The sequence below is a fragment of the Actinosynnema sp. NPDC050436 genome, from assembly GCF_040655415.1.
In the GTDB taxonomy this organism is placed as follows: domain Bacteria; phylum Actinomycetota; class Actinomycetes; order Mycobacteriales; family Pseudonocardiaceae; genus Actinosynnema.
Window position 1 is genome coordinate 1 of the sequence record NZ_JBFAJV010000012.1, and the last position, 25,125, is coordinate 25,125.

22 protein-coding genes are annotated in these 25,125 nt (G+C 74.1%); 13 read left to right on the plus strand and 9 right to left on the minus strand.

Annotated elements, in window-relative coordinates; genetic code table 11:
* Nucleotides 1–219, minus strand: a 219-nt coding sequence (locus tag AB0I60_RS26280; RefSeq protein WP_360733892.1) for a hypothetical protein, incomplete at its 3' end; no start/stop codon positions are given.
* 160 nt (nucleotides 220–379) lie between these two features.
* Between AB0I60_RS26280 and AB0I60_RS26285 the strand changes: the two genes are divergently transcribed.
* The 3 genes from AB0I60_RS26285 (at nucleotide 380) to AB0I60_RS26295 (ending at nucleotide 6,588) form a co-directional block, all read left to right on the plus strand.
* Nucleotides 380–3,019, plus strand: coding sequence for a LuxR C-terminal-related transcriptional regulator (locus tag AB0I60_RS26285; RefSeq protein WP_360733895.1), 2,640 nt, complete (start codon nucleotides 380–382; stop codon nucleotides 3,017–3,019).
* Nucleotides 3,020–3,254: 235 nt separating this feature from the next.
* On the plus strand, nucleotides 3,255–4,010 hold the full coding sequence (locus AB0I60_RS26290) for a protein phosphatase 2C domain-containing protein (protein ID WP_360733898.1): 756 nt from the start codon (nucleotides 3,255–3,257) through the stop codon (nucleotides 4,008–4,010).
* 199 nt (nucleotides 4,011–4,209) lie between these two features.
* The gene (locus tag AB0I60_RS26295) at nucleotides 4,210–6,588 is read left to right on the plus strand and encodes an HAD-IC family P-type ATPase (protein WP_360733901.1); all 2,379 of its coding nucleotides are present in this window, start codon (nucleotides 4,210–4,212) and stop codon (nucleotides 6,586–6,588) included.
* Between the two features lie 60 nt (nucleotides 6,589–6,648).
* Here the strand turns inward: AB0I60_RS26295 and AB0I60_RS26300 are convergent, their stop codons facing one another.
* The gene (locus tag AB0I60_RS26300) at nucleotides 6,649–7,143 is read right to left on the minus strand and encodes a dihydrofolate reductase (RefSeq protein ID WP_360733903.1); all 495 of its coding nucleotides are present in this window, start codon (nucleotides 7,141–7,143) and stop codon (nucleotides 6,649–6,651) included.
* Entirely contained in the window at nucleotides 7,140–7,937 is a 798-nt protein-coding gene (locus AB0I60_RS26305; RefSeq protein WP_360733906.1) for a thymidylate synthase, read from the minus strand. Before AB0I60_RS26305 ends, AB0I60_RS26300 begins: the two co-directional genes overlap by 4 nt.
* A 443-nt stretch (nucleotides 7,938–8,380) precedes the next feature.
* On the opposite strand from AB0I60_RS26305, the gene AB0I60_RS26310 reads away from it, so the two are divergent.
* Complete coding sequence (locus AB0I60_RS26310) at nucleotides 8,381–10,450, plus strand: diguanylate cyclase (RefSeq protein WP_360733908.1); 2,070 nt, start codon at nucleotides 8,381–8,383, stop codon at nucleotides 10,448–10,450.
* On the opposite strand, the gene AB0I60_RS26315 is transcribed toward AB0I60_RS26310, so the two are convergent.
* Together AB0I60_RS26315 and AB0I60_RS26320 are read right to left on the minus strand one after the other, a co-directional pair.
* Entirely contained in the window at nucleotides 10,447–11,109 is a 663-nt protein-coding gene (locus AB0I60_RS26315; protein ID WP_360733910.1) for a transcriptional regulator, read from the minus strand. The two genes, AB0I60_RS26310 and AB0I60_RS26315, sit on opposite strands and share 4 nt — an antisense overlap.
* A gap of 349 nt (nucleotides 11,110–11,458) precedes the next feature.
* Nucleotides 11,459–12,100 carry a TetR/AcrR family transcriptional regulator gene (locus AB0I60_RS26320; RefSeq protein ID WP_360733913.1) on the minus strand — a complete coding sequence of 214 codons (642 nt, stop codon included), beginning with the start codon at nucleotides 12,098–12,100 and terminating at the stop codon, nucleotides 11,459–11,461.
* Between the two features lie 92 nt (nucleotides 12,101–12,192).
* Between AB0I60_RS26320 and AB0I60_RS26325 the strand changes: the two genes are divergently transcribed.
* The 3 genes from AB0I60_RS26325 to AB0I60_RS26335 all read left to right on the plus strand — a co-directional run bounded on the left by AB0I60_RS26325 (nucleotide 12,193) and on the right by AB0I60_RS26335 (nucleotide 16,399).
* Nucleotides 12,193–13,923, plus strand: a complete 1,731-nt coding sequence (locus tag AB0I60_RS26325) for an ABC transporter ATP-binding protein (protein ID WP_360734525.1) — start codon at nucleotides 12,193–12,195, stop codon at nucleotides 13,921–13,923.
* Nucleotides 13,920–15,767: an ABC transporter ATP-binding protein gene (locus tag AB0I60_RS26330; protein ID WP_360733916.1), complete on the plus strand. Its 1,848-nt coding sequence runs from the start codon at nucleotides 13,920–13,922 to the stop codon at nucleotides 15,765–15,767. Before AB0I60_RS26325 ends, AB0I60_RS26330 begins: the two co-directional genes overlap by 4 nt.
* A gap of 140 nt (nucleotides 15,768–15,907) precedes the next feature.
* Entirely contained in the window at nucleotides 15,908–16,399 is a 492-nt protein-coding gene (locus AB0I60_RS26335) for a Gmad2 immunoglobulin-like domain-containing protein (protein ID WP_360733919.1), read from the plus strand.
* On the opposite strand, the gene AB0I60_RS26340 is transcribed toward AB0I60_RS26335, so the two are convergent.
* On the minus strand, nucleotides 16,344–17,318 hold the full coding sequence (locus AB0I60_RS26340; RefSeq protein ID WP_360733921.1) for a DMT family transporter: 975 nt from the start codon (nucleotides 17,316–17,318) through the stop codon (nucleotides 16,344–16,346). The genes AB0I60_RS26335 and AB0I60_RS26340 overlap by 56 nt on opposite strands.
* 74 nt (nucleotides 17,319–17,392) lie before the next feature.
* Between AB0I60_RS26340 and AB0I60_RS26345 the strand changes: the two genes are divergently transcribed.
* Nucleotides 17,393–18,304, plus strand: a complete 912-nt coding sequence (locus tag AB0I60_RS26345; protein ID WP_360733924.1) for a LysR family transcriptional regulator — start codon at nucleotides 17,393–17,395, stop codon at nucleotides 18,302–18,304.
* 26 nt (nucleotides 18,305–18,330) lie between these two features.
* Here AB0I60_RS26345 and AB0I60_RS26350 read toward each other — a convergent pair whose 3' ends face one another.
* Together AB0I60_RS26350 and AB0I60_RS26355 are read right to left on the minus strand one after the other, a co-directional pair.
* A complete protein-coding gene (locus tag AB0I60_RS26350) occupies nucleotides 18,331–18,726 on the minus strand; it encodes a MarR family transcriptional regulator (RefSeq protein ID WP_360733926.1) in 396 nt (131 codons plus the stop codon).
* Between the two features lie 110 nt (nucleotides 18,727–18,836).
* On the minus strand, nucleotides 18,837–19,247 hold the full coding sequence (locus AB0I60_RS26355; RefSeq protein WP_360733928.1) for an HIT family protein: 411 nt from the start codon (nucleotides 19,245–19,247) through the stop codon (nucleotides 18,837–18,839).
* 244 nt (nucleotides 19,248–19,491) lie between these two features.
* On the opposite strand from AB0I60_RS26355, the gene AB0I60_RS26360 reads away from it, so the two are divergent.
* The gene (locus AB0I60_RS26360; RefSeq protein ID WP_360733931.1) at nucleotides 19,492–20,574 is read left to right on the plus strand and encodes a substrate-binding domain-containing protein; all 1,083 of its coding nucleotides are present in this window, start codon (nucleotides 19,492–19,494) and stop codon (nucleotides 20,572–20,574) included.
* Nucleotides 20,575–20,732: 158 nt separating this feature from the next.
* Nucleotides 20,733–21,761 (plus strand): aliphatic amidase, encoded by a 1,029-nt coding sequence (locus tag AB0I60_RS26365; protein WP_360733934.1) that lies wholly within the window; start codon nucleotides 20,733–20,735, stop codon nucleotides 21,759–21,761.
* Nucleotides 21,762–21,816: 55 nt separating this feature from the next.
* Here AB0I60_RS26365 and AB0I60_RS26370 read toward each other — a convergent pair whose 3' ends face one another.
* On the minus strand, nucleotides 21,817–22,137 hold the full coding sequence (locus AB0I60_RS26370) for a hypothetical protein (protein ID WP_360733937.1): 321 nt from the start codon (nucleotides 22,135–22,137) through the stop codon (nucleotides 21,817–21,819).
* A 136-nt stretch (nucleotides 22,138–22,273) separates the two neighbouring features.
* On the opposite strand from AB0I60_RS26370, the gene AB0I60_RS26375 reads away from it, so the two are divergent.
* The 3 genes from AB0I60_RS26375 (at nucleotide 22,274) to AB0I60_RS26385 (ending at nucleotide 25,004) form a co-directional block, all read left to right on the plus strand.
* A complete protein-coding gene (locus AB0I60_RS26375; protein WP_360733939.1) occupies nucleotides 22,274–22,771 on the plus strand; it encodes a SigE family RNA polymerase sigma factor in 498 nt (165 codons plus the stop codon).
* Nucleotides 22,771–23,709 (plus strand): hypothetical protein, encoded by a 939-nt coding sequence (locus AB0I60_RS26380; RefSeq protein ID WP_360733941.1) that lies wholly within the window; start codon nucleotides 22,771–22,773, stop codon nucleotides 23,707–23,709. The genes AB0I60_RS26375 and AB0I60_RS26380 overlap by 1 nt, the downstream gene beginning before the upstream one ends.
* Before the next feature lie 251 nt (nucleotides 23,710–23,960).
* The gene (locus AB0I60_RS26385) at nucleotides 23,961–25,004 is read left to right on the plus strand and encodes a substrate-binding domain-containing protein (protein WP_360733943.1); all 1,044 of its coding nucleotides are present in this window, start codon (nucleotides 23,961–23,963) and stop codon (nucleotides 25,002–25,004) included.
* Nucleotides 25,005–25,125 lie beyond the last annotated feature (121 nt).

Consider the following 25,125-nt stretch of genomic DNA (forward strand, 5'->3'; position numbering starts at 1 on the left):
CCGGTCGTGTCGCGCGCCGGCGCGGCGGGCCCGCCGGGGCGGGGGGCCGGGGGTGTGCGCCCCGGCCGCCGGGTCGGTGCGCGGTCGAGTCCACCAGTCGCCGGGGTGCCGCGCCTCACCTGCGCGGGGTGATGCCGGCGCGACCGGCCACCCGGTTCGGTTGAAGATCAGCCGCCGGCGGACGACCACGATCGACAACGCCGGGCGGGAGGGGTCCACCCGGGACGCGACACCCTCCCGCCCCACCCGGGACCACGACCGTGGCCCCCGGTCCCCTCTTCCCCCGGCACTGCCGGCCCGCGCGGCGCACCCCCGCCCCGGGTGTGCTCGGGCCGTGGCCGCCGGGCGGCAGTGCGCTTGAACCAGGAGACGACAGACCATGCCGGAACACGAGCTCACCGCAGCACCCGACGCGGAACCGGTCTCGCCGCCGGTCTCGCCGCCGAAGCTGCGTGCGCCCGCCACCGCACCCGTTCCCGTCCCCCGCGACCGGCTGCTCGACGCGCTGGACGAGCACACCTCGGGGGCGCACCGCCCGCCGCCGCTCACCGCGGTGTGCGCCCCGGCGGGTGCGGGCAAGACGACGCTGCTGGCGCTGTGGGTTCGCAGGCTCGCCGAGCGGCGGGCCGTCGACCCGCTCGCGCCGTGCCCCGCCTGGGTGACGCTGGACCAGCACGACAACGACCCGCGCCACCTGTGGTCCGCCGTGCGCGAGGCGCTGGCCGGGGCAGGCTGCGCCGCGCTGCCGCCCGCCGGCGCCGGCTTCCCGGAGGCGCTGATCGCCGCGTCCGACACCATCACCACCCCGGTGTGCCTGGTGCTCGACGACGTGCACGAGCTGACCGCGCCCGACGCCGTGCGCGGCCTGGCGCTGCTGGCCCGGCACACCCCGGACCGGTTGCGCCTGGTCATCGCGTCGCGCACGCCGCCGCCGCTGCACCTGTCGCGGCTGCGGGTCGAGGGCAGGTTGCGCGAGGTGCGCGCGGTGGAGCTCGCGTTCACGGCGGCGGAGGCGGCCGTGCTGCTGGGCAACCACGGCATCGAACCCGCGCCGGACGAGCTGGACGTGCTGCTGCGGCGCACCGAGGGGTGGGCGGTCGGGCTGCGGCTGGCCGCGATGTCGCTGACCACCCGGGGCAGGCCCGCGTTCCCGGCGGACGACCGGACGGTCGCGGACTACCTGAACGAGGAGGTGCTCGACCACCACCCGGAGCACGTGCGCCGGTTCCTGCTGTCCACCAGCGTGTGCGACGCGGTCACCCCGGACCTGGCCGCCGCGCTGTCCGACCGGTGCGACTCCGGCGAGATCCTCGACCGGCTGGACCGGACCAACGCCCTGGTCAGCCGGGTCGACCAGCCCGGCCAGTGGTACCGGGTGCACCCCGTGCTGCGGGCGTTCCTGGACGGCGAGCTGGCCCGCACCCGGCCGCCGGCGCGGCGGCGGCTGCACCGGGTGGCCGCCGAGTGGCACCGCGACCACGGCCGCCCGCTGACGGCGCTGGAGCACGCCCTCTCGGCCGACCACCGCGACCTGGCGGGCGACCTGGTCGAGCGGACCGGGCTGGGCGTGGTGCTGCGCGGTGACGGCGACCGGCTGCACGAGCTGCTCGGCAGGCTGCCCGGCCACCTGACGGCCCGGCCGGGCGTGGCGCTGGTCGCCGCGACCGCCGCGCTGGAGGCGTGCGACGTCACCGCCGCCGACCGGGCGCTGGAGCGGATGGACGAGTCGCCCCGGCTGCTCCGGTCGGACGCGCTGCGGGCGTTCCACGCCGGGGTCCTGGCCCAGCGCCACCGGTTCCCGGACCCGCCGCCGGCACCGTCGGACGGGCTCGGCAGACCCCCGGTGGGCCGCAGCGGCGACGGCGACCTCGACGTGCTGGTGCTGCTCAGCCACGGCATCGCGGCCCTGCGGCGCGGCGCGCGCACGCGCGCGGAGGAGGGCCTGCGCCGGGCGCTGGACCTGGCCCTGCGCGGCGGCCTGGACTACGCGGCGCTGCACTGCCAGGTGCAACTGGCGGTGCTCGCGGCGGCCCGGGGCGAGCTGCCGCTGGTCGAGGAGCGCGCGCGGCACGCGGTCGAGTTCGCCGCCGAACGCCGCTGGGCGGCCCGGCCCGCCGTGATCATGGCGTACGTGCTGCTCGGGCTGCGCAGCCACCTGCGCCACGACCGGGAGCGCGCCGCCCGGTTCGCCCGGCTGGCCACCGACCACCTGTCCGAGGGCGCGGACACCACCACCGGGCTGGCCGCACGCAGCCTGCACGCGGTGGTGACCTTCGACGACGCCGACGACCCGCACGCCGTGGTCGCGGAGCTTCGCCGGCGGTGGGGCGCGGCCGACGACCGGTCGGTCGCCGCTCCCCTGCTCGCCTACGTCGCGCCGACCGCGCAGCGGATGGCGTTGCGCGTCGGCGAGCTGGGGTGGGCCGTGGAACTCGCCGAACGGGCGTCCGCCGCGCTGGGCGCGGGCGGCGAGACGGCCCTGCTCCAGGCGGTGGTCCAGGCGCACCGGGCGCGCTCCGGCCAGGCCCGCCGGCTGCTGGAACCTCTGCTGCGCGGCGAGGTGCGGGCCGTCGCGGCGACCACGCGGGTCGACGCGTGGCTGCTGGAAGCCGTCCTGGTGGACCGGGCCGGTGACCGGCACCGGGCGCACGAGGCGCTGGCCAAGGCGCTGGCGCTGGCCGAACCGCTCGGCGTGGTGCGGCCCTTCGTCGACGCGGGCACCCCGGTCCGGGACCTGCTGGGCGTCGGCGTGGGGCGGTTCGGCCGGCTGGACCGGTTCGCCGGTTCCGTGATGCCGGCGCTGCCCGCGCAGGCGTCCGGGCACGTCGACCCGCTGACCAACCGCGAGCTGGACCTGCTGGTGGAACTGCCGTCGATGCGCACCACCGAGGAGATCGCCGACTCGATGTACGTGTCGGTGAACACCGTGAAGACGCACCTGCGCGGCATCTACCGCAAGCTGGGCGTCAGCCAGCGCCGGGACGCCGTGGTGGTGGCCCGACAACGCGGCCTGCTCTGACCGTCCACCGGCGGGAGGTCGGCGCGACCAGGGCGGCGGGTGTCGGCAGTGGAGTGTCAACGGTGGAGGGTCGGCGGCGCGGGCGTGAACACTGTGGGCGACGAGATGGTCACCCGCAGTGGGTGAGGCGGGCGGGAACCCAAGGACTGCCAACAGGGAACTCACAGGCTGCCCTCAGCATCCGGATGGACCATCGGTGGCAGAGCACCGTCTCCGCGCACCGGAGGGCCGCCGCATGACCGCTCTCGACCACCTGGTCCGGCCCGACGTCCCGACCACCGGCTGGGCCACCGCTCAGGGCCGGCGGCGGGTGTCGGCCGACGCCGCCACCGCCCGCACGGCCACCGGCCGGTTCGCCGTCGCCGTCGCGGACGGCGTCGGCGACACGCCCGCAGCCGCGCAGGCCGCGCGGCTCGCCGTGGCCGTCGCCGCCGACGAGGCGTGGGGAGCCGACGCGGCCGGCGCCCCGCCCGCCGTGCGCCACGCGCTGGCCGACACCGCGCCGACCGTGCCGGTCAGCAGGCTCCCCCACCAGGCGACGGCGGCCGTCGCACCCCCCGACGCCGGCGCGGGCGACACGACGTACGCGGTGGCGGCGGGCGACCGCGACGGGTGGTGCGTGGTGTGGGTCGGCGACTGCCGCGCCTACTTCATGCCGCAGACCCCCGGCGCCACCGCGCTCCCGCTCACCGCAGATCACACGATCGGGCAGTACCTGCGCGAGCGGGGCGTGCGGGCCGCGCCGAGGCTGGACCGGGTGGTCACCACCACCGCCCGCAAGGGCGTCCCGGGCTGGGCGGCCGGCCCGCCGGGACCGGGCCGGCTCGTGCTGGTCACCAACGGCGTGCACCACCTGCTCGACGCCGGGGCGATCGCCCGCACCGCCGGGGCCGCCGCCGACCCCGCCGAGGCGGCCCGGCTGCTGGTGGCCGCCGCCCTGGACGCCGGCGGCACGGACAACGCCGCCGCCGCAGTCGCCGACCTGCACTGACCCGCCCGGCACCACCCGCCGACCTGCGCTGACGCCCCCGGACCACCCGCCGATCGCGCCCGGACCGGGCCGCCGCCCGCGACCCGGCACCGGCCCCTCCCCGAAGCCCCGGGACCGCGGACCGACACGTCGACCCGACCGGGCGCGATCACCCCGTCGGGGGCAGGATGGCCCGCAGCACAGGTCGGTGGAGGTGGGGATGTCCGAGAGTTCCGCGCTGGTCGCACCGGAAGACAGGGACGGGGGCCTGACCGCCGACCAGGTCGCCGAGCGGGTCGCGGACGGGCGGACCAACGCGGTCGGCGCGCAGACCAGCCGCAGCACGGCCCAGATCATCCGGGCCAACGTCGTCACCCCGTTCAACGGGCTGCTGCTCGCCCTGTTCATCGTCATCCTCACCACCGGCCGCTGGCAGAACGGGCTGTTCGGCCTGGTCATCGTCGCCAACACGGCCATCGGCGTGTTCCAGGAGCTGCGCGCCAAGCGCACCCTCGACCGGCTCGCCGTCCTCAACGCCCCGCACGCCCGCGTCGTGCGCGACGGCACCACCTCCGAGGTCGAGGTCGCCGAGGTGGTCGCCGACGACCTGGTCGAGCTGCGTACCGGCGACCAGGTCGTCGCCGACGGCGAGGTCACCGCCTCGACCGGCCTGGAGATCGACGAGTCGCTGCTCACCGGCGAGTCCGACCCGATCCACAAGGCGGTCGGCGACGAGGTCCGCTCCGGCTCGATCGTCGTCGCCGGCACCGGCCGCTACCGCGCCACCCACGTCGGCGCGGACGCCTACGCCACCCGGCTCACCGCCGAAGCCCGCCAGTTCACCGTGGTGCGCTCCGAGCTGGTCGCCGGCACCAACAAGCTGCTGCGCTGGATCTCGCTGATGATGCTGGTGGTCGCGCCGCTGCTGCTGTGGAGCCAGTTCCGCGTCCCGGACACCCACGGCTGGCAGGACGCCGCGACCGGCGCGGTCGCCGCCCTCGTCGGCATGGTCCCCGAGGGGCTGGTGCTGCTGACCAGCCTCGCGTTCATGATCGCCGCCGTGTCGCTGGCCCGCAAGCAGACCCTCGTCCAGGAGCTGCCGGCGGTCGAGGTGCTCGCCCGCGTCGACACCGTCTGCCTGGACAAGACCGGCACCCTGACCCACGGCGACATCGTGTTCGACCGGCTGGTCACCGCCCGCGACGACGACCCCGACGTCCGCGAGGCCCTCGCGCTGTGCGCCGCCGCGCCCGACGCCAACGCCACCTCCACCGCGCTCGCCGCCGAGTTCACCGACCCCACCTGGACCAACGCCGGCGGCGTCCCGTTCTCCTCCGCCCGCAAGTGGTCCGCCGTCGTCGCCGAGGGGCACGGCACCTGGGTCCTTGGCGCACCGGAGATGGTCTTCCCCGACCCGGGCGACGACCCGCTGCTGTCCACCGCCGCCGACATCGCCGGCGAGGGCCGCCGCGTGCTCGTCCTCGCGCAGACCCCGTCCCCGGTGCGCGACACCGACCTGCCCGCCGACCTCACCGCCCGCGCGCTCGTCGTGCTCGCCGAGAACATCCGCGACGACGCCGCCGACACCCTGCGCTACTTCACCGACCAGGGCGTCGCGCTCAAGGTCATCTCCGGCGACAACCCGCGCACCGTCGGCGCGGTCGCCGTCCAGGTCGGGCTGCCCGGCATCGAGCACGCCACCGAGGCCGTCGACGCCCGCACCCTCCCCGAGGACCCCGACGAGCTGGCCGACGTCCTGGAGCACAAGACCGTCTTCGGCCGCGTCACGCCCCAGCAGAAGCGCGCCATCGTCGGCGCGCTGCAACGCCGGGGCCACGTCGTGGCCATGACCGGCGACGGCGTGAACGACGCCATGGCGCTCAAGGACGCCGACATCGGCGTCGCCATGGGCAACGGAGCCGCCGCCACCCGCGCCGTCGCCCAGCTCGTCCTGCTCGACAGCCGGTTCGCGCACCTGCCCGACGTGGTCGCCGAGGGCCGCCGGGTGATCGCCAACATCGAGCGCGCCGCGAACCTGTTCCTGGTCAAGAACGTCTACTCGCTGGTCCTCGCGCTGATCGTGGTCGCCACCTCGCTGGCCTACCCGCTCGCCCCGATCCAGCTCACCCTGATCTCCGCCACGACCATCGGCATCCCGGGCTTCGTGCTCGCCCTCGCGCCCAACCGCCGCCGCTACGTCCCCGGCTTCCTGCGCCGTGTGCTCCGCCTCGCCGTGCCGACCGGTTCGGTCATCGGCGTGGCCGCGTTCGCCGGCTACCTCACCATCCGGGGCCTGGAACCCGACGCCGGCCCGGCTGCCGCGCAGACCGTCGCCACCATCACCGTGGCGATCGCCTCGCTCTGGACGCTGTCCCTGCTCGCCCGGCCGTTCACCGCCTGGAAGGTCGCGCTCGTCGCGGTGCTGGCCGGCGCGTTCGCGCTCATCCTCGCCGTCCCCGCGCTCGGCACCGGCATCTTCCTGCTCGACGTGACACCCCAGCGCCTCGCCGTCGGCGCGGCCGTCGGCGCGGGCGCGGCACTGCTCGTGGAGGTGATCGGCAGGGTCATCCTGCGCCCCGTCCAGGACGCGGACGCCTGACGCTCCCCCGGCGAGATCACCGCACGTGCTCGGGCACCCGTCCTCCCGCCGGGCACGCGGTCACCGGGTGTACTCGAGGATGCGGTAGCGCAGGCCGGTCTTCGAGAACTGCCAGCCACCGTCCTCGGCGACCGCCCACTCCGGACCCGGCACGGGGGCGAACGCGTCCCCGTCCACCCGCACGTCCACCTCGGTCACCGACAGCACGGAGGCGTGCTCCAGCGCCGCGCGGTAGATCTCGCCGCCGCCGATCACCCACACCTCGCCCGACCCCTCCGGGCCGGCCGCCAGGTCCAGCGCGCCGACCACGGACCCGGCGCGCTCCGCGCCTCCCGCCGACCAGTCCGGGTCGCGCGTCACCACGATGTTGCGCCGGTCCGGCAACGGGCGGAACCGGGGCGGCAGCGAGTCCCACGTCCTGCGCCCCATCACCACCGGGTGGCCCAGCGTCGTCGCCTTGAAGTGCGCCACGTCCTCCGGCAGCCGCCACGGGATGGCGTTGCCCGCGCCGATCACGCCGTCCGGGGTCTGCGCCCAGATCAGCCCGACGCTCACACCGCCACCGGGGCCTTGATCGCCGGGTGGTGCCGGTAGTCGAGCACCTCGACGTCGGAGTACGCGTAGCCGAACAGCGAGTCGGCGCGGCGCAGGCTCAGCCGGGGGAACTCGTACGGGGTGCGCGCGAGCTGCTCGGTCACCTGCTCGACGTGGTTGTCGTAGACGTGGCAGTCGCCGCCGGTCCAGATGAAGTCACCGGGCTCCAGGCCGACCTGCTGCGCGACCATGTGCGTGAGCAGGGCGTAGCTCGCCACGTTGAACGGCACGCCCAGGAACAGGTCCGCGCTGCGCTGGTAGAGCTGGCAGCTCAGCCTGCCGCCCGCGACGTGGAACTGGAACAGGGCGTGGCACGGCGCGAGCGCCATCCGGTCCAGGTCGGCGACGTTCCAGGCGGACACGACCATCCGGCGCGAGTCGGGGTCGCGGCGCAGGGTGTCGAGCACGGCCGAGATCTGGTCGACGTGCCTGCCGTCCGGGGTGGGCCAGGAGCGCCACTGGACGCCGTAGACCGGGCCGAGGTCGCCGTCCGCGTCGGCCCACTCGTCCCAGATGGTGACGCCGTGCTCGCGCAGCCAGCCGACGTTGGAGTCGCCGCGCAGGAACCACAGCAGCTCGTGCACGACGGACTTCAGGTGCACCTTCTTGGTCGTGACCAGCGGGAACCCGCGCGAGAGGTCGTAGCGCAACTGGTGCCCGAAGACGCTCCGGGTACCGGTGCCCGTCCGGTCGGCCTTGGCCGTCCCGGAGGTCAGCACCAGCCGCAACAGGTCCTCGTACTGGGTGTCCGCCACGGCCGTGCAGCCTACTGTCCTGCTCCGGTCCGTCCCGCGCCGCCCGCCCGGTCCGCGCCGCCCGGAGGGTGCCCGCCGCCGATCCGGGCGATTCGGACAGTTCTCCCTGCTCGCCCACGGTTCCCCCGGACGGTTTGATTCATTCCACACTGAAGTTATAGAGTGGAATATTCCAGTCGTAGATCAGCTGATTTCCCGGTCACCGGGAATGGCCGCGCAAACATGAGGAAAGATCGATGAGGTCGCGGTCCCAGACCACCTGACCAGCGGGAACCGTGACGTGAAAGGCATTCGGCCCGGCTCCGATTAACACGAATGGACCAGCCGCCCTCGCTTTCCCCACGTCCAGCGGGTACGGCATGATCCAACGACGGTGGGCGCCGCCGCCGTCCCGGCGTGCCATTTCGACCACCACCACCCAGGCGACACCTCGGAGTTCATCGATGAGTGCGAACGGCCCCCGCCCGGCCCCGGGCAGGGCCTGGCTCGGCTACCTCAGCGCCGGACTGGTGGCGATCGCCTGCTACTACGCCATCCCCCGGGAGGGGGTCGGGATCGCCGCCCGCGTGGTCATGTACTGCCTGACCAGCACGTCGGCGGCGGTCGTGGTGCTGGTGTGTGCGCTGCGGCTGCGCACGGGCGCGCGGCTGCCGTGGCTGCTGCTCGGGTTCGGCCAGGTCGTGTACTCGGTGGCGGACTGCACCTTCTACGTCAACCACTACCTGCTGGGCCTGACCGGCTACCCGTCCCTCGCCGACGTCTTCTACCTGGGCCACTACCCGCTCACCGTGGCCGCCCTGCTGCTGCTGATCGGCCGCCGCACGCCCGGCCGCGACGTGCAGAGCGCGCTGGACGCGTCCGTGCTGGCGGTCGTCGCCGCGATGCTGTCCTGGCTGTACCTGATCGGCCCGCGCGCCCGCCTCGACCAGCCGGCGCTGGTCACCGTTGCCTCGGTGGCCTACCCGGTGATGGACCTCGCGATGCTCGCCGTGGCGATCCGGCTCTTCCTCGGCACCGGCAAGCGCTCCGGCTCGTTCGCGCTGCTCGCGGCGAACCTGCTGGCCATCCTCACCGCCGACACGCTCTACGTCCTGCAGCAGCTCAACGGCACGTTCCACGCCGGCAACTTCCTCGACGCGATCTGGCTGGCCGGCAACCTCGCGCTGGGCGCGGCGGCGCTGCACCCGACCCGGTCCGCCGTGGCCGAGCCGACGGCGGTGCGGGAGAACGTGCTGGGGCCCGGTCGGATCGCCGCGCTGTGCGTCGCCGCGCTCACCGCGCCCGCGATGCTGGTCGTGCAGCACGCGACCGGGAACTTCCACGACATCCCGGTGGTCGCCGCCGCGTGCGCGATGCTGTTCGTGCTGGTGATCGCCCGCCTGGCGGTGCTGGTCGCGGACCAGCGGCGGCTGGCCATCACCGACGCGCTGACCGGCCTGCACACCCGGCGGTTCTTCGTGGCGCAACTGCCGATCGAGGTGGAGCGGGCCCGCCGCGCGGGCGGTTCGGTGGCGGTGTTCATCGCCGACGTCGACCGGTTCAAGTCCATCAACGACGGTCACGGCCACCCGGCCGGCGACCAGGTGCTGGTGGAGATCGCGGACCGGCTGCGCCGCGCGGCGCGGGCCGGCGACGTGGTGGCGCGCTACGGCGGCGAGGAGTTCGCGCTGCTGGTGCCCGGCGCGGGCCCGACCGAGCTGGCCGCCATCGCCCAGCGGCTGCGCGACAGCGTGGCGGGCGCCCCGATCGAGGTGAGCGACTCGGTGTGGCTCGCCGCGACGGTGTCGGTCGGCGCGGCCTGCTACCCCGAGCACGCCGGCGACCCGGCCGAGGTGATCGCCGCCGCCGACCGCTCCCTGTACGCGGCCAAGGTGTCCGGCCGGGACCGGGCGGTGGTCGGCGCGGTGCGCCCCGACTGCGACCCGGCCGCGCTCGACCACCTGTGCCGGGTCGCCGACCAGGTCGACGCCACGCTGTCCGCGCCGCACAACAGCCGCGCGGTGGGCCGGTGGACCCGGCTGCTCGCGGCCGAGCTGGGGCACGACGAGCACGCGGTGAAGGTCGCGGGCCTGGCGGGCCGGCTGCACGACATCGGCAAGATCGTCGTGCCGGAGGCGGTGCTGACCAAACCGTCCGCGCTGGACCGGGAGGAGTGGGCGCTGGTGCGCGCGCACGCCGACCACGGCTTCCGGCTGGCCGACACCGTGCCGGGGTTCTTCCCGGTGGCGCAGGCGATCCGGCAGCACCACGAGCGCTACGACGGCACCGGCTACCCGCAGGGCCTGGCGGGCAACGCGATCCGCTGGGAGGCCCGCCTGGTCGCGGTGTGCGACGTGTGGGCGGCCATGCTGACCGACCGCCCCCACCGCCGGGCCCTGTCCGTGGACGCCGCCCGCGACGAGCTGCGCTCCGGCCGTGGCTCGCGCTACGACCCGGACGTGGTCGACCTGTTCCTGGACCTGCACGCGGCGGGCCGCATCGACTCGCCCACCGCCGGCCGCGTGGTCGGTTAGACCTCGGCCAAGTCCGCCAGCGTGTTCCAGAACATCAGTTCGTAGCCCTGCAACAGGCGCACGTGCTCCACCGCCTTGTCGAACGACACCCCCGCGTCGATCCCCGCCTGCACCGCCGCCAGGCCCTGCTGCTCCAGCTCGGGCGCGGGCGTGCCGAAGAAGTCGAAGAACGCGCGGGCGTCCTCGTCGAAGCCGTAGTGGTCGCGCAGCGCGGCGGCGATCGTGGCGCAGTACTCGCCGAACGCGGCGAAGTTCGTCAGCACGGCCACCGCCGCGACGGCGGGGTCGGCGTTGAGCGCCAGCCACGCCACGTAGGCCGCGTACGCCTGGCAGCCCGGTTGCGGCCGGTAGTCGCGCACCGCCTCCTCGTCCAGCCCGGCCGCCGCCGCGAGCGGTGCCAGCAGCGGGAGGGCCAGGGCCTCCCCCTCGGACAGGCTGGTGAAGAAGCCGCGCCCGGCGGGGCCGTCCGCGCGGGCGGCGAGCGTGAGGAAGCTGCGCCAGTCCCCCGGCACGATCCGGCTCTCCTCGGCGGCCAGCGCGCCGAGCACCGGGACCGGCACCCGCCCCGCCGCGACCAGCGGCACGAACCGGTTCACGCCGTGGTCGCCCGCGACCTGCTCCCGGATCCGGTCGAGCAGTTCCCGCGCCGAGTGGCCCATCGCTCGCTCTCCCCTGCACTGCGGAGTCCGGTGGAATCCGTCCGGGCCAGCGTAGGTCAAGATCGTTCCGGCCGGACCGCACAACCCGCAGGGGTGTCCGCAGGACCGCCCGGGGTCCCGGTGCGCCCGACCTCTTCGGACGGACCGGGCGTCAGGTCCGAGCAGTGCTCACGAGCCGCGGGGCGGCGGGGCCGGGAGCGTGGCGCCTGGGGTGCACCGGGCTCCACCGGCCCCGCCGCGGACTGGACGGCCCTCCCCCGGCCGCCGGTGTCCCGGGCCGCGCGCGGCCCGGACGCACACTCTGCGACACCCCGCTTGAGAAATTCTTGAATGGCGCGCAACCGGCACGTCACGCCGTGTCCGGACCGCCCGCGCCGAGGCCGCCCGTGCCCGGGTCGACCACGCCCAGGCCGCGCAGCAGCGGCAGGTACACGTCGTCCACCAGTTCGGCGATGGTCTCGTCGCCCAGCGACTGCCCGCAGGTGATGTACTCGTTGCGCACCAGGTCCAGCGGGGCGCGCAACGCGCGGTGCGGCACCTCCAGCGGCGGCAGCTCACCCCGCTCGACGGCGCGGTCGACCACCAGCCGCACGGCCTCGGTCAGCGGGGACGGCTGGGTCAGCCGCGAGCGGAGCAGCTCGGCGACCTCGGGGTGCCGGAACGTCTCCGACATCACGCCGGCGATCATCTCGCTCATCAGGCTCCCGGTCCGCCGGGAGATCTTGGCGAACAGGGCGAGCAGGTCGGAGCGCAGGTCGCCGGTGTCCGGGGCGATCCCGGTGACCGGGACGCGGTGGTTCCACGCGGCCAGGGCGAGTTCCGCGCGGTTCTTCCAACGGCGGTACAGGACGGGCTTGCTGGTGCCGGCGCGGGCCGCGACGCCCTCGACGGTGAACCTGGCGTAGCCGACCTCGGTCAGCTCGGCCCAGGCCGCGTCCAGGATGGCCTGTTCGAGTTCCGCCCCCCGACGGCGTGATTTCGGCTCCGACACCCTGCTCCTACCCCTAAGATACGTTGCGTATCTTATCCAACCGGTCTACCGTGCGCACCGCAAGACACTAGCCGTTTCTTATGGGGGAAATGTTGCTAAACCGCCTACTCCGGACATATCTACGTCCGTACCGGCGTGAGCTGGGCATCGTGCTGGTGCTCCAACTCGTCGGCACGGTCGCCTCGCTCTACCTGCCCAGCCTCAACGCGGACATCATCGACTACGGCATCGCCCGGGGCGACAACGGCTACATCCTGTCCACCGGGGGGTGGATGCTCGCCGTCACCCTGGTCCAGATCCTGTGCTCGGCCGGCGCGGTCTACTACAGCGCCCGCACGGCCATGGCCTTCGGCCGCGACGTGCGCGCGGCGGTGTTCCACCGGGTCGGCGAGTTCTCCGCGCGCGAGGTCAACGCGTTCGGCCCGTCCTCGCTGATCACCCGCACCACCAACGACGTGCAGCAGGTGCAGCTCCTCGTGGTGATGGTGTGCACGATCCTGGTCACCGCGCCGATCATGTGCACGGCGGGCATCTTCATGGCGCTGCGCGAGGACGTCGGGCTGTCGTGGCTGCTCGCGGTGTGCGTGCCGGCCATGATCATCGGCATCGGCCTGATCGTGGTGCGCATGGTGCCGCAGTTCCGGCTCATGCAGGAGCGCATCGACGCGGTGAACCGGGTGCTGCGCGAGCAGCTGTCCGGCATCCGCGTGGTGCGGGCGTTCGTCCGCGAACCCGCCGAGACCGCGCGGTTCGCCGACGCCAACGGCGCGCTCACCGACACCGCGCTGCGGGTGGGCCGGCTCCAGGCGCTGATCTTCCCGGTCGTCATGCTGATGTTCAACGGCTCCAGCGTCGCCGTGATGTGGTTCGGGGCCCAGCGGCTGGAGACCGGCGCGATGCAGATCGGCGCGTTGACCGCCTTCCTCAGCTACCTCATGCAGATCCTGATGGCGGTGATGATGGCGACCTTCATCTCGATGATGGTCCCGCGCGCCTCGGTCTGCGCGGAGCGGATCAACGAGGTGCTGGACACCGACTCGTCCGTCACGCCGCCGACCGCCCCGGTGCTCGACCTGCCCCGCGCGGCCTCGGTCGAGTTCCGGCACGCCGAGTTCCGCTACCCCGGCGCAGCCGACCCGGTGCTGCGCGACATCTCGTTCCGGGCCGAGGCCGGCCGCACCACGGCGGTCATCGGCAGCACGGGCGCGGGCAAGACCACGCTGCTGTCGCTGATCCCCCGGCTGATCGACACCACCGCCGGCGAGGTGCTGGTCAACGGCACGGACGTGCGCGACCTCGACCCCGACGTGCTGTGCGACCGGCTCGGCCTGGTGCCGCAGCGGCCGTACCTGTTCACCGGCACGGTGGCGAGCAACCTGCGCTACGGCAAGCCCGACGCCACCGACGAGGCGCTGTGGGAGGCGCTGGAGATCGCGCAGGCACGGGACTTCGTGGAGCGGATGGGCGGCCTGGAGTCGGCCGTCGCGCAGGGCGGCACCAACGTCTCGGGCGGCCAGCGGCAGCGGCTGTCCATCGCGCGGGCGCTCGTGCGGCGACCGGCCGTGTACCTGTTCGACGACGCGTTCTCGGCGCTCGACCTCGCCACCGACGCCCGGCTGCGCGCCGCGCTGCGGCCCCACACCGCCGACTCGGTGGTCGTCGTCGTCGCGCAGCGCGTGTCCACCATCATCGACGCGGAGCGGATCGTGGTCCTGGACAACGGATCCGTCGTCGGCGTCGGCACCCACCGCGAACTGCTGGACACCTGCCCCACCTACGGGGAGATCGTCCGGTCCCAGCTCACCTCGGAGCAGGCCGCATGAGCGCACCCACCACGAACCGCCCCACGCCCGCCCGGATGGGCGGCGGCTTCCCGGGCGGCGGCATCCCGATGGGCAAGGCGGAGAACTTCGGGCCGTCGGCGAAGCGGCTGGTCGGCCGGATGCGCGGGGAGCGCACCGCGCTGTCCGCCGTGCTCGTCCTCGGCGTGGTCAGCGTCGCGCTGGCCGTGGCGGGCCCGAAGATCCTCGGGCACGCCACCGACATCCTGTTCGACGGCGTGCTGCGGCGCGGCCGGGGCGAGCCCGGCATCGACTTCGGCGCGCTGGGCGAGGTGCTGGTCTGGGTGTCGGGCCTGTACCTGGCGTCGTCGGTGTTCGGCTGGGTGCAGGGGCGCATCCTCAACGGCGTGGTGCAGCGGTTCGTCTACCGGCTGCGCGCCGACGTCGAGGAGAAGCTGCACCGGCTGCCGCTGCGCTACTTCGACGGGCAGCCGCGCGGCGAGCTGCTCTCCCGCGTCACCAACGACATCGACAACGTGGCGACCTCGCTCCAGCAGACGCTGAGCCAGTTGCTGACCGCGCTGCTCACGGTGGTCGGCGTGCTGGTGATGATGGTGACCATCTCGCCGCTGCTCGCGCTGATCGCGCTGGCCCTCATCCCGCTGTCGGTGCTGGCCACCGGCCGGATCCGCAAGCGGTCGCAGAAGCTGTTCATCGCGCAGTGGAAGCACACCGGTCAGCTCAACGCCCACATCGAGGAGGCGTTCACCGGCCACCAGCTGGTGAAGGTCTTCGGCCGGCAGCGCGAGTCCGAGGAGGAGTTCCGCCGCCGCAACGACGACCTCGTGGCGTCGTCGCTGGGCGCGCAGTTCATCTCCGGCCTGATCATGCCGGTGATGATGTTCCTGTCCAACATCGGCTACGTGGCGGTGGCCGTCGTGGGCGGGCTGCGCATCACCTCCGGCGCGATGACGCTGGGCGAGGTGCAGGCGTTCATCCAGTACTCGCGCCAGTTCGCGCAGCCGCTGACCCAGGTCGCGTCCATGGCCAACCTGATGCAGTCCGGGGTGGCCTCCGCCGAGCGGGTGTTCGAGCTGCTCGACGCCGAGGAGGAGGAACCCGACCCGGCCGAGGCCGTGCTGCCCGCGCGGCGGCGGGGCCGCGTCGAGTTCCACGACGTGGCGTTCTCCTACCAGCCGGACCGGCCGCTGATCCGGGACCTGTCGCTGGTGGCCGAACCCGGCCACACCATCGCCATCGTCGGCCCGACCGGCGCGGGCAAGACCACGCTGGTCAACCTGGTGATGCGGTTCTACGAGCTGGACGCGGGCCGGATCACGCTCGACGGCGTGGACATCACCGCGATGCGGCGCGAGGACCTGCGGGCGCAGACCGGCATGGTGCTCCAGGACACGTGGCTGTTCGGCGGCACGATCCGGGACAACATCGCCTACGGCAACCCGTCCGCCACCGAGGAGCAGGTGCTGGCCGCCGCGCGGGCGACCTACGTGGACCGGTTCGTCCGCACCCTGCCGGACGGCTACGACACGGTCATCGACGAGGAGGGCTCGAACGTCAGCGCGGGCGAGAAGCAGCTCATCACGATCGCCCGCGCGTTCCTGGCCGACCCGTCGCTGCTGATCCTGGACGAGGCGACCAGCTCGGTGGACACCCGCACCGAGTCGTTGGTGCAGCACGCGATGGCGGCGCTGCGCTCGTCGCGGACCAGCTTCGTCATCGCCCACCGGCTGTCCACGATCCGCGACGCCGACCTCATCCTGGTGATGGAGTCGGGCCGGATCGTCGAGCAGGGCACGCACGACGAGCTGATCGCGCGCGAGGGCGCGTACCAGCGGCTGTACTCGGCGCAGTTCGCGGCGGTGTGAGCCTCCGGGACGTCCTCCGGCCCACGCCGGGGGACGTCCCGGGTCCCGGTGGTGCCGAACGGGTGAACCGCTTGGCGTCCTCCCCGGTCTGCGGGGGTGGGCGGGATAGCCTCGCGGGCTCAGCGACGGGAGGCGCAGCCATGTCCATCGACGTCCAGCAGCCCCGTGCCCACGACCTGGTCGGCAACGCGGTCCTGATCGCCGGTGTCGCCGGCGGCGCGTTCGAGGCCGGCTTCAGCTACCGCGTGCACGAGGGCCACGACGAGGTCACCGGCGGGTTCACGGCCGGTGACGGCGGCGGCGGGCACGGCCAGTTCCAGGTCCTGGTCGACGTCTCCGGCGCGGCCGTCACGCTCGACCGGCTGTTCGTCGAGGTCTTCTGGATCTCGCCCAAGGACGGCGCGGAGCTGGACAAGGTGGTCGTGCCGGTGGTGTGGGGCCCCGGGATCGTGCCCGGCTACCGGGTCTACCTGGAGCACACCGTGCAGCCCGGCGAGACGCTCTGGAGCATCGCCGCCCACCACTACGGCGACGGCAACCTCCACCACCGCCTGGTCGCGGCCAACCCGCAGACCGTCACCGACCCCGACGTGATCCGGCCCGGCGACGTCCTCCGCGTGCCCCGGGACTGACCGGCCCGGTCCCGCGCCGGCGCGGCGCGGTGCTCACGAAACCCACGGCGGCCAGCACCACGAGGCAGCCGGCGAACTGCACCGCGCTCGGCCGCTCCCCCAGCAGCCCCACCCCGAGCAGGATCGCCGCGACGGGTTGCAGCAGCATGAGCGTCGCGCCGGTCGCGCTGGACATCCGGGGCAGCGCGGACGAGATCAGCAGCCAGCCCACGATCTGCCCGACCAGCGCCAGCGCGAGCAGCCACCCGAGCGCGGGCCACCCCGGCGCCAGGTCCAGCTTCCCGGTCGGCACGCCCAGCGCCACGGCCACGACTCCCGCCGAGACGGTGGCCAGGAACAGCGTGTGCTCGCGGCTGCCCGGACCCGAGCTGTGCCGCATGAGCACCAGGTAGGCGGCGAACCCCACGCCCGCGCCGATCGCCAGCACCGCGCCCAGCACCGGGTCCGCGCCGAACGCCGGCGTGCCCGCCAGGCCGCCCGCGAGCACGATCCCGCCCAGCAGCACCGGGACCGCGCACACGAACCGGAGCGACGGGCGTTCCCGGAACACCAGGAAGGCCACCAGCGGCACGATCACCACCTGGACCGACAGCAGCACGGTGGCGATGCCCGCGCCGACCAGCGAGATCGCGTCGCCCCACAGCACGAAGTCCACGCCCAGCCCGAGGCCCGCGAGCAGCGGCAGCAGGACCAGCCGGGTGGCCGTGCCGCGCCGCCGCTCCCACACCACCAGGGCGGCCAGGACCGGCAGCGAGAACACGCACCGCCAGAACGCGCTGGTCGCGCCCGTCGTCCCGGACACCTTGATGAACACCGACGAGAGCGCCACGCAGAAGCTGCCCGCCAGCGCGAGCAGCACCGGGTCCACCCTCGGCCGGGCGGGCGCGACGGCGGCGGGACGGGCTTCGGTCGTGGTCACCGGACCAGCGTGCGCGGCCGTGACCATCAAGCACAAGCGAATGTTCGTCAGCGGATCCCGGTAGCATCCCTACCGTGTTCGGGCTGGAGAGGATGCGCGCGCTGCACGCCGTGGCGACGCACGGGACGGTGGCGGCGGCGGCGACCGCGCTGCACGTCACCCCGTCCGGGGTGTCCCAGCAGTTGGCCAAGCTGGAGCGCGAGGCCGGGCAGCGCCTGCTGGAGCCGCACGGCCGCACCGTCCGCCTGACCACCGCCGGCCACGTGCTGGCCGGGCACGCGGCGGGCATCCTGGCCCAGGTCGAGAAGGCGCGCGCCGACCTGGAACAGCTCCGCGACGACGTCACCGGCCCGCTGCGCATCGGCGCCATCCCGACCAGCGTGCACGCCCTGCTGCCGCCCGTGCTCGCGGTGCTGCGCGCCCAGCACCCCGGCCTGGAGGTGACCCTGCACGAGGGCGAGGCCGAGGAGACCCTCCCGCAGGTGGTCGACGGCCGGCTGGACGTGGCCGTCGTGGAGAGCTGGGAGCACCGGCCGGTCGCCGTGCCGGCCACCCTGTCGCGGACGACCCTGCTGCACGACGTGGCGGACCTGGTCCTGCCCGCCGGCCACCGCCTGGCGCACCGCAAGGCGGTGGACCTGGCGGAGGTGGACGACATCCCGTGGATCGCGTGGTGCGCCGGGTCGGGCTGCCACGACTGGCTCGCGCAGGTGCTGCGGCAGCACGGCAACCCGGGCCGGATCAGCTGCACGGTCGGCAGCTACCCGACCCAACTGGCCCTGGTGGCGGGCAACGTGGGCGCGGCGGTGGTGCCCCGCCTGGGCCGCGACACCGTGCCGGACGGCGTCCGCGTGGTCACCACCCGTCCCCCGCTCAACCGCACCATCCACGTGGTGAACCGGGCCGAGGACGACGAGCGCGGCGCGATCCGCGCGTGCGTCGACGCCCTGTCCACCGCCTCGGCCCGCTTCGAGAACCTCGCGTAGCGCGCCGAGACCGGTCGACCGCGTGCTCAGCTCTCGGCGAGGCGGTGCAGCAGCTCCAGCACGGTGGCGTCGGCGCTGCCGAGCAGGTCGCGCTCGACCTCGGCCACCTTGACCGCCAACCGCTTGTGCAGCGCACGACCGCGCGGGCTGAGGTAGACCCGCACCCGCCGCCGGTCCTCGGGGTCGACCTCGCGGTACACAGCCGCCGTGCTGACCAGCTTGTCCACCACCCTGGTCACGGTGGGGCCGCTGGCCGGGGTGCGGGCGGTCAGCTCGGTCATGGTCAGGTTGTGCTCCTCAGCCAGGGACGCGAGCACCAGCCACTGGTCGAGGGTGAGGCCCTCGGGGCGCAACACCTGCTCGACGTGACCGGTCACCGTGCGGACCGCCCTGGTGAGCGCTCTGGTCAGCGGCTCGCCCACGGACCCCTCCCTCTCGCGGAACTTGCCACCGATTGTAAGACTTCCACCTGAAAGCATCGCCCGTGGCCGGTTCGCCGTCGCCCGGCCCCGGTACGGCCGGCGCTGAGAGGTCAGTCGACGGCCTCGACCGCCGTACTCGTCGCGCGTGCGGCGTGCTGCGGCGTCCAAGGGAGCGGGAGGTCGTCGCCGGCCTCGCGGGGGACGACGTGGACGTGCAGGTGCCACACGCTCTGGGTCGCGGCCCTGCCCTTGCTGGTGATGACGTTGGCGTCGGGCAGTTCCGCGACGAGTTCGGCGGCGCGGTGCATCACCGTCGCGGTGACCGCCGGGTCGGCACCGACGTCGTCCACGTGCACGCGCGGGAGGACCAGCAGGTGCCCGGGGTGGACGCCGCCGGAGCGCGGCCGGATGGCGATCGCGTCCGGCCATTCGCGCACGATCACGGCACCGGCCCGGCCGGCGGCGATCTCGCAGAACGCGCACGTGGGTGCAGGTGGGGGAAGGTGAGGTGAGGTTCGCACGGGCTCAGACTCACGTGCGGACGCCGCCACCGGAACGGGTTTCCTGTTGCCGGCATCGGAACCCGGGACGACGACGCTTACCTCCGTCGCGGCGAGGCACCGCCGAGCAGGCTCCCGCGAGGTTCCCGGAGCCGACGACCGGTTGTGCGGACAGCGGATCGGCCCGCGTCAGGAGGCAGGGGAAGGCCGTGCTGGTGTAGATTTCCCGGTGGAAGCAACCAGCCGAGGGTCGGAAGTTGTCCGGATGGCAGGAACCGCCTCGCGTGCCCGCGCCGACTGGCGCGTCGCCCTGGTGGTGCCGCTCCAGGGTCCGGCCGGGCTGTTCGGGCCCTCCTGCGAGGCGATCGCCGACCTGGCCGCGCGCGAGCTGAACGCCGAGGGCGGCATCCTGGGCCGCGAGGTCTCCTTCGAGGTGGTCGACGGCGGTGACGTGCCCGAGCGGGTGGCGGCACGGCTGCGGGAGCTGGTGGCGGCCGGCCGGGTGGACGCGGTCAGCGGGTGGCACATCTCCTCCGTGCGCAACGCGATCGCGCCGGTCGTCGCGGGGCGACTGCCCTACGTCTACACCTCGCTTTACGAAGGCGGCGAGCGCCGTCCCGGGATCTTCTGCTGCGGCGAGACGCCCCGGCTCCAGCTCGCCCCCGCGCTGCGGTGGCTGCGGGACAACGCGGGTGTGCGGGACTGGTTCGTGGTCGGCGACGACTACGTGTGGCCGCACACCTCCGCCGCCGCCGTCCGCCGGTACGCGCACGAGCTGGACCTGACGATCTCCGGCGAGGCGTTCGTGCGGCTGGGCACGGGCGACGCGGGCCGGCTGGTCGAGCAGGTCGAGCGGTCGGCGTCGGACGGGGTGCTGATGCTGCTGGTGGGCCAGGACGCGGTGGAGTTCAACCGGCGGTTCGCGGCGCGCGGCCTGGACGAGCGGCTGGTCCGGTTCAGCCCGCTGATGGAGGAGAACATGCTCCTGGCCAGCGGGTGCGACGCGACGCGCAACCTGTTCGTGTCGGCGGCGTACTTCCGCTCGATGGTCAACGCCGACGCGATGGACCTGCTCGGCCGCTACGTCGGGCTGCACGGCCCGTCCGCGCCGGCGCTGAACAACGCGGCGGAGTCCTGCTACGAGGGGCTGCGGACGCTGGCGAGCCTGGTGCGCCGGGCGGGCACGGCGGGCCTGCCGGAGCTGAACGCCGCCATCGACGGCGTCGCCTACCACGGTCCGCGCGGGACGGTGGAGTTCCGGGGCCCGCAGGCCGAGCAGCACGTGCACCTGGCCGTCGCGGACGGCTACGACTTCGACGTGATCACCCGCCTGCACCCCGGTCGCTGACGCCGGCACGGCACCCCCGGCCCCTTGACGGGCCCCGCACACCCATTTACCTTCATTTGAAAATATTACAAGTGGTGCCAATAGGGAGGCGTGCCGGGCGACTACGGCTGCTCCGCACCTCGTGCGTCCCCCACCCCGTTCCAGCCAAGGGAGAGCTGATGCGACACGGTGACATCTCCTCCAGCCCCGACACCGTCGGCGTCGCGGTGGTGAACTACAAGATGCCCCGGCTGCACACCAGGGCCGAGGTGCTGGACAACGCGCGCAAGATCGCGGACATGGTCGTGGGCATGAAGACCGGCCTGCCCGGCATGGACCTCGTGGTGTTCCCCGAGTACTCGACCCAGGGCATCATGTACGACCCGGGCGAGATGTTCGAGACCGCCGCCCCGGTGCCCGGCGAGGAGACCGACATCTTCGCCGAAGCCTGCCGCCGGGCCGACACCTGGGGCGTCTTCTCCATCACCGGCGAGCGCCACGAGGAGCACCCGCACAAGCCGCCGTACAACACGCTGGTGCTCATCAACAGCGCCGGCGAGATCGTGCAGAAGTACCGCAAGATCCTGCCCTGGTGCCCGATCGAGGGCTGGTACCCCGGCGACACCACCTACGTCGCGGACGGGCCGAAGGGCCTCAAGGTCTCGCTGATCATCTGCGACGACGGCAACTACCCCGAGATCTGGCGCGACTGCACCATGAAGGGCGCGGAGCTCGTCGTGCGCTGCCAGGGCTACATGTACCCGGCCAAGGAGCAGCAGGTGCTGATGGCCAAGGCCATGGCGTGGGCCAACAACTGCTACGTCGCGGTCGCCAACGCGGCCGGGTTCGACGGCGTGTACTCCTACTTCGGCCACTCGGCGATCATCGGCTTCGACGGCCGCACCCTCGGCGAGACCGGCGAGGAGGAGTACGGCATCCAGTACGCGCAGCTGTCGGTGTCGGCGATCCGCGACGCCCGCACCCACGACCAGTCGCAGAACCACATGTTCAAGCTGCTGCACCGGGGCTACACCGGGGTGCACGCGGCGGGCGAGGGCGCCAAGGGCGTGGCGGACTGCCCGTTCGACTTCTACAAGACCTGGGTCACCGACGCCACCAAGGCCCAGGAGAACGTCGAGGCGCTCACCCGCGACACCACGGGCGTGGCCGGCTGCCGGGTCGGCGACCTGCCCACCGGACCCGCCTGACCCCTGTCCGGGGCGGGCCCGGTCGTCCGGACGGGACGGCCGGGCCCGCTGCGCGTCACCCCCCGGCACGGCGCAGCGCCGCCCTCCGGTGCAACCACACCACCAGCGCCCCCCACCGCGCGAGCAGCACGCCGGGCAGCCCCAGCGCGTCCAGCAGCAGTTCCACCGCGTCGACCACGGCCAACCGCCGCCACCAGGGCCCGCCGCACCACGCCGGTCCCAGCGCCACCACCACGGCGCGGACCACCAGGCACAGCAGCCCGAACTGCGCGAGCAGCAGTTGCCAGCACACCGCCGCGCACAGCTCCCACCGCCGCCGCAGCCAGATGTCGCACGCCCACGCCACCAGGTGCGCGAGCCGACCCGAGTTCGCCATGATCACGACGGTCCCGCCACGCGGCCCCCGCCAGTAGGTCACGTGACGCACAACGCCGGCATTCACCCGGTCACCGGTGCAACCGCGCGGGCCGGATCGGCGTAGGAGGTCGGAGTGGACTGAGGGGACGAGGGGAATGCGAAGGGACGACGAGTTCGCCCGGTTCTACGCGAACCGGTTCGACCAGGCCCGCCGCACGGCCAACGCCCTGTGCGGCGACTGGGTCGAGGCCGAGGAGATCGCGCAGAACGCCTTCGTGCGGGTGTACGCGCACTGGCCGAGGATCCGGGCCGAAGGTGCCGACGCCTACCTGCGGACCGTGCTGACCAGGGTCTTCCTGGACGCCCGGCGGCGGGGCCGGGGTCGGGAGCGGGTGGTGGCGGCACCGCCGGAGTCGGCCGTGCCGCCCGACACCGCGTCCGCCGAGGACCGCCCGCCGCTGCTGGCGGCGTTGCAGCAGGTGCCCGCGCGGCAGCGGGCCGTGCTGGTGCTGCGGTACGTGCACGACCTGTCTGTCGAGCAGGTCGCGGAGGCGATGGACTGCTCGCCGGGCACGGTGAAGAGCCAGGCGGCGCGCGGGCTGGCGACGCTGCGCGACGCCTATCACGGGGCCACCGCCCCAGGGGGTGCGTGATGTGGGAGGACGAGGAGCGGCTGCGCGCGGCACTGCGGGCGGAGGCCGACGGCCCCGCACCCGCACCGCGCACCGACCTGGCCGACGTGCTGCGGCGCGGCCGGCGCACCGTGCTGGTCCGCCGCGCGGGTGCGGTGGCCGGCGTGCTGGCGCTGGTCGGGGTGGTGGGGGTCGGCACGGTCGCGCTGAGCGGCCTGGCCGCGCCGCCGACCGGTCCGGGCTCCGGGCCGGACGCGGTCACGACCGCCCCGCCCCCGCCGTGGACGACCCTGGCCCACGCCGCGCGCCGGCCGTACGGCACGTTCAGCCCGGCGTTCAGCGCGCCGCCGCCACCCGACCGGCAGGTCCGGCCGGTGCCGCAGTGCGACCTCGTCCGACCCGAGCGCGAGGTGCAGTGGCTGCTCACCGAGCCGGACGCGCGCGTGCAGGGCACGTGGTCGACGGCGGTCGCCGAGGCCGCCGCGCCGGGTCAGGTGGGCCCGGTGCACGCGCACCTGTTCCCGGCCAACCCGGCCAAGCGCCCGGACTCCCGGGACACGCACACCCGGTGGGTGGACGTCACCGACGCCCTCGGCACCGGCAGCGTGACGCTGGAGCGCGGGCGGGCGACCGTGCCGCCGGAGCAGGCGGCGGACGCCGAGCTGTGGGCGGAGGGCAACTGCCCTCCGCCGCGCCGGATGGTCCGGCCGAACGGGTCGGTGCTCCAGCTCTACCCGGTCCGGGCGGCCGAGCCGTTCCAGTCGTTGCAGCAGGAGCTGCGGGTCTACGCGCCGTCGGGCGAGGTGTACTCGATCTCGCTGCGGAACTTCGGCACCGACGACTTCCGCCCGCAGGCCGACAACCGGGCGTTCGTCCGGACCGGCGCGGGCCGGGAGACGCTGCCGCTGTCGGAGGGCGGGCTCACCGCGATCGGCGTGGCCGTGGCCGACGCCCTGTGACCCCCGACGCCCTGTGACCCCCGGCGACCGGTGACCCCCCGGCGACCGGTGACCCCCGACGACCCGGTGACCCCAGGCGGGCGCGGACCTGCCGGTGGAGGGTGACGGCGTGCCCGTGCCCGGCGGCCACGGCCGGGGCCGGCTCTGCCTGGGCGTCCCGACGCGACGCCCAGGCAGGGCCCGCTGCGCCAAGTCGGGGAATCCGGGCCGGGAGCACGCGTCCGCGACCACGCGTGCGGCACGATCACCGGGTGTCCTCAGCCGATCCCCCGGACGGGGGGCCGCCGGTGCCCGGCGGGCAGCACGCGGCCGGGTCCGGCACGGTCGTGCAGGCCGGGCGGGACGTCCTGGTGTCCGTGCACCAGCACGTCCACCCGCCGGGCCGGCCGACGCGGCTCGCGGCGGCGCAGCGGTGGGGCGACGGCGGACGGGCGCGGCAGGCGTTCCTGGTGACCTCCGCGTTCGAGCAGAAGTACTGGCTGGCCGAGCTGGTGCAGCGGGTGCACCGCACGCTCGACCGCGCGGGCGTCGACCTGGTGCTGAAGCTGCCCGACCGGGACTACGACGCCGCCGCCCAGGCGCACCTGCTGCGCCGGGTCCTGGCGTCCGGTCACGACTACGTCGGCGGGATCGTCACGGCCACCGAGGTCGACCGGCTCCGGCCGGACCTGACCGAGTTCTGCCACGACCTGGGGCTGCCGGTGGTCTTCGCCGACGTCGACCCGTTCGGACCGGCACACGCCTACCCGCCGAACGCGGCCTTCGTCGGCTACCTCGACGGCGACATCGGCGCGCTGGCGGCCCGCCGGCTGGTCGCGCACCTCGCGCACCGGACCCGGCCGCGTGTGCTCATCGTGGCCAGCCGCGAGCACCCGGACCGGCAGAACCGCTGCGCGCGCATCCTGCGCGAGGAAGTGCCCGGCGTGGTGATCACGGTCGTCGACGACTGCGCGTTCCGCCGCTCGCGCGCCTACGAAGCCGTGCGCGTCCACCTCCGCGACGGGACCGCGCTGGACGCGGTGTTCTGCACCAACGACGAGATGGCGCTCGGCGCCGTCGACGCGCTGCGCACCGCCTGCTCCCCCGACACCATCGTCGTGGGCGTGGACGGCACCCTCGAAGCCCGCGACCTGATCGACAGCCGCACGAGCCCGTTGACGGCAACCGTCGTGCAGGACGCCCACCGCCTCGCCGAGTGCGTCGTGCACGTGCTGGAACGGATGCGGGAACACCGGGAGACGCCCCAGCGCACCGTCCTCGACCCGGAGCTGTACCAGGCGTCCTGCCGACCCTGAGCACGACCGTCCTGCCGGGACTGGCACCAACCACGCGAGGCGCGGGAGCGGTCGCCCGCTTCTCGCCGAAGTCCGTCGTGCCGGCTCCCCCACGACTAAGGTCGTCGGGACACCGACGTTG

Excerpts from the sequence above, each read along its gene's own strand:
- AB0I60_RS26285 (WP_360733895.1), top strand. The coding sequence starts at position 380 with ATGCCGGAACACGAGCTCACCGCAGCACCCGACGCGGAACCGGTCTCG.
- AB0I60_RS26290 (WP_360733898.1), top strand. The coding sequence starts at position 3,255 with ATGACCGCTCTCGACCACCTGGTCCGGCCCGACGTCCCGACCACCGGC.
- AB0I60_RS26295 (WP_360733901.1), top strand. The coding sequence starts at position 4,210 with ATGTCCGAGAGTTCCGCGCTGGTCGCACCGGAAGACAGGGACGGGGGC.
- AB0I60_RS26310 (WP_360733908.1), top strand. The coding sequence starts at position 8,381 with ATGAGTGCGAACGGCCCCCGCCCGGCCCCGGGCAGGGCCTGGCTCGGC.
- AB0I60_RS26315 (WP_360733910.1), bottom strand. The coding sequence starts at position 11,109 with ATGGGCCACTCGGCGCGGGAACTGCTCGACCGGATCCGGGAGCAGGTC.
- AB0I60_RS26330 (WP_360733916.1), top strand. The coding sequence starts at position 13,920 with ATGAGCGCACCCACCACGAACCGCCCCACGCCCGCCCGGATGGGCGGC.
- AB0I60_RS26335 (WP_360733919.1), top strand. The coding sequence starts at position 15,908 with ATGTCCATCGACGTCCAGCAGCCCCGTGCCCACGACCTGGTCGGCAAC.
- AB0I60_RS26360 (WP_360733931.1), top strand. The coding sequence starts at position 19,492 with ATGGCAGGAACCGCCTCGCGTGCCCGCGCCGACTGGCGCGTCGCCCTG.
- AB0I60_RS26365 (WP_360733934.1), top strand. The coding sequence starts at position 20,733 with ATGCGACACGGTGACATCTCCTCCAGCCCCGACACCGTCGGCGTCGCG.
- AB0I60_RS26370 (WP_360733937.1), bottom strand. The coding sequence starts at position 22,137 with ATGGCGAACTCGGGTCGGCTCGCGCACCTGGTGGCGTGGGCGTGCGAC.
- AB0I60_RS26375 (WP_360733939.1), top strand. The coding sequence starts at position 22,274 with ATGCGAAGGGACGACGAGTTCGCCCGGTTCTACGCGAACCGGTTCGAC.
- AB0I60_RS26380 (WP_360733941.1), top strand. The coding sequence starts at position 22,771 with ATGTGGGAGGACGAGGAGCGGCTGCGCGCGGCACTGCGGGCGGAGGCC.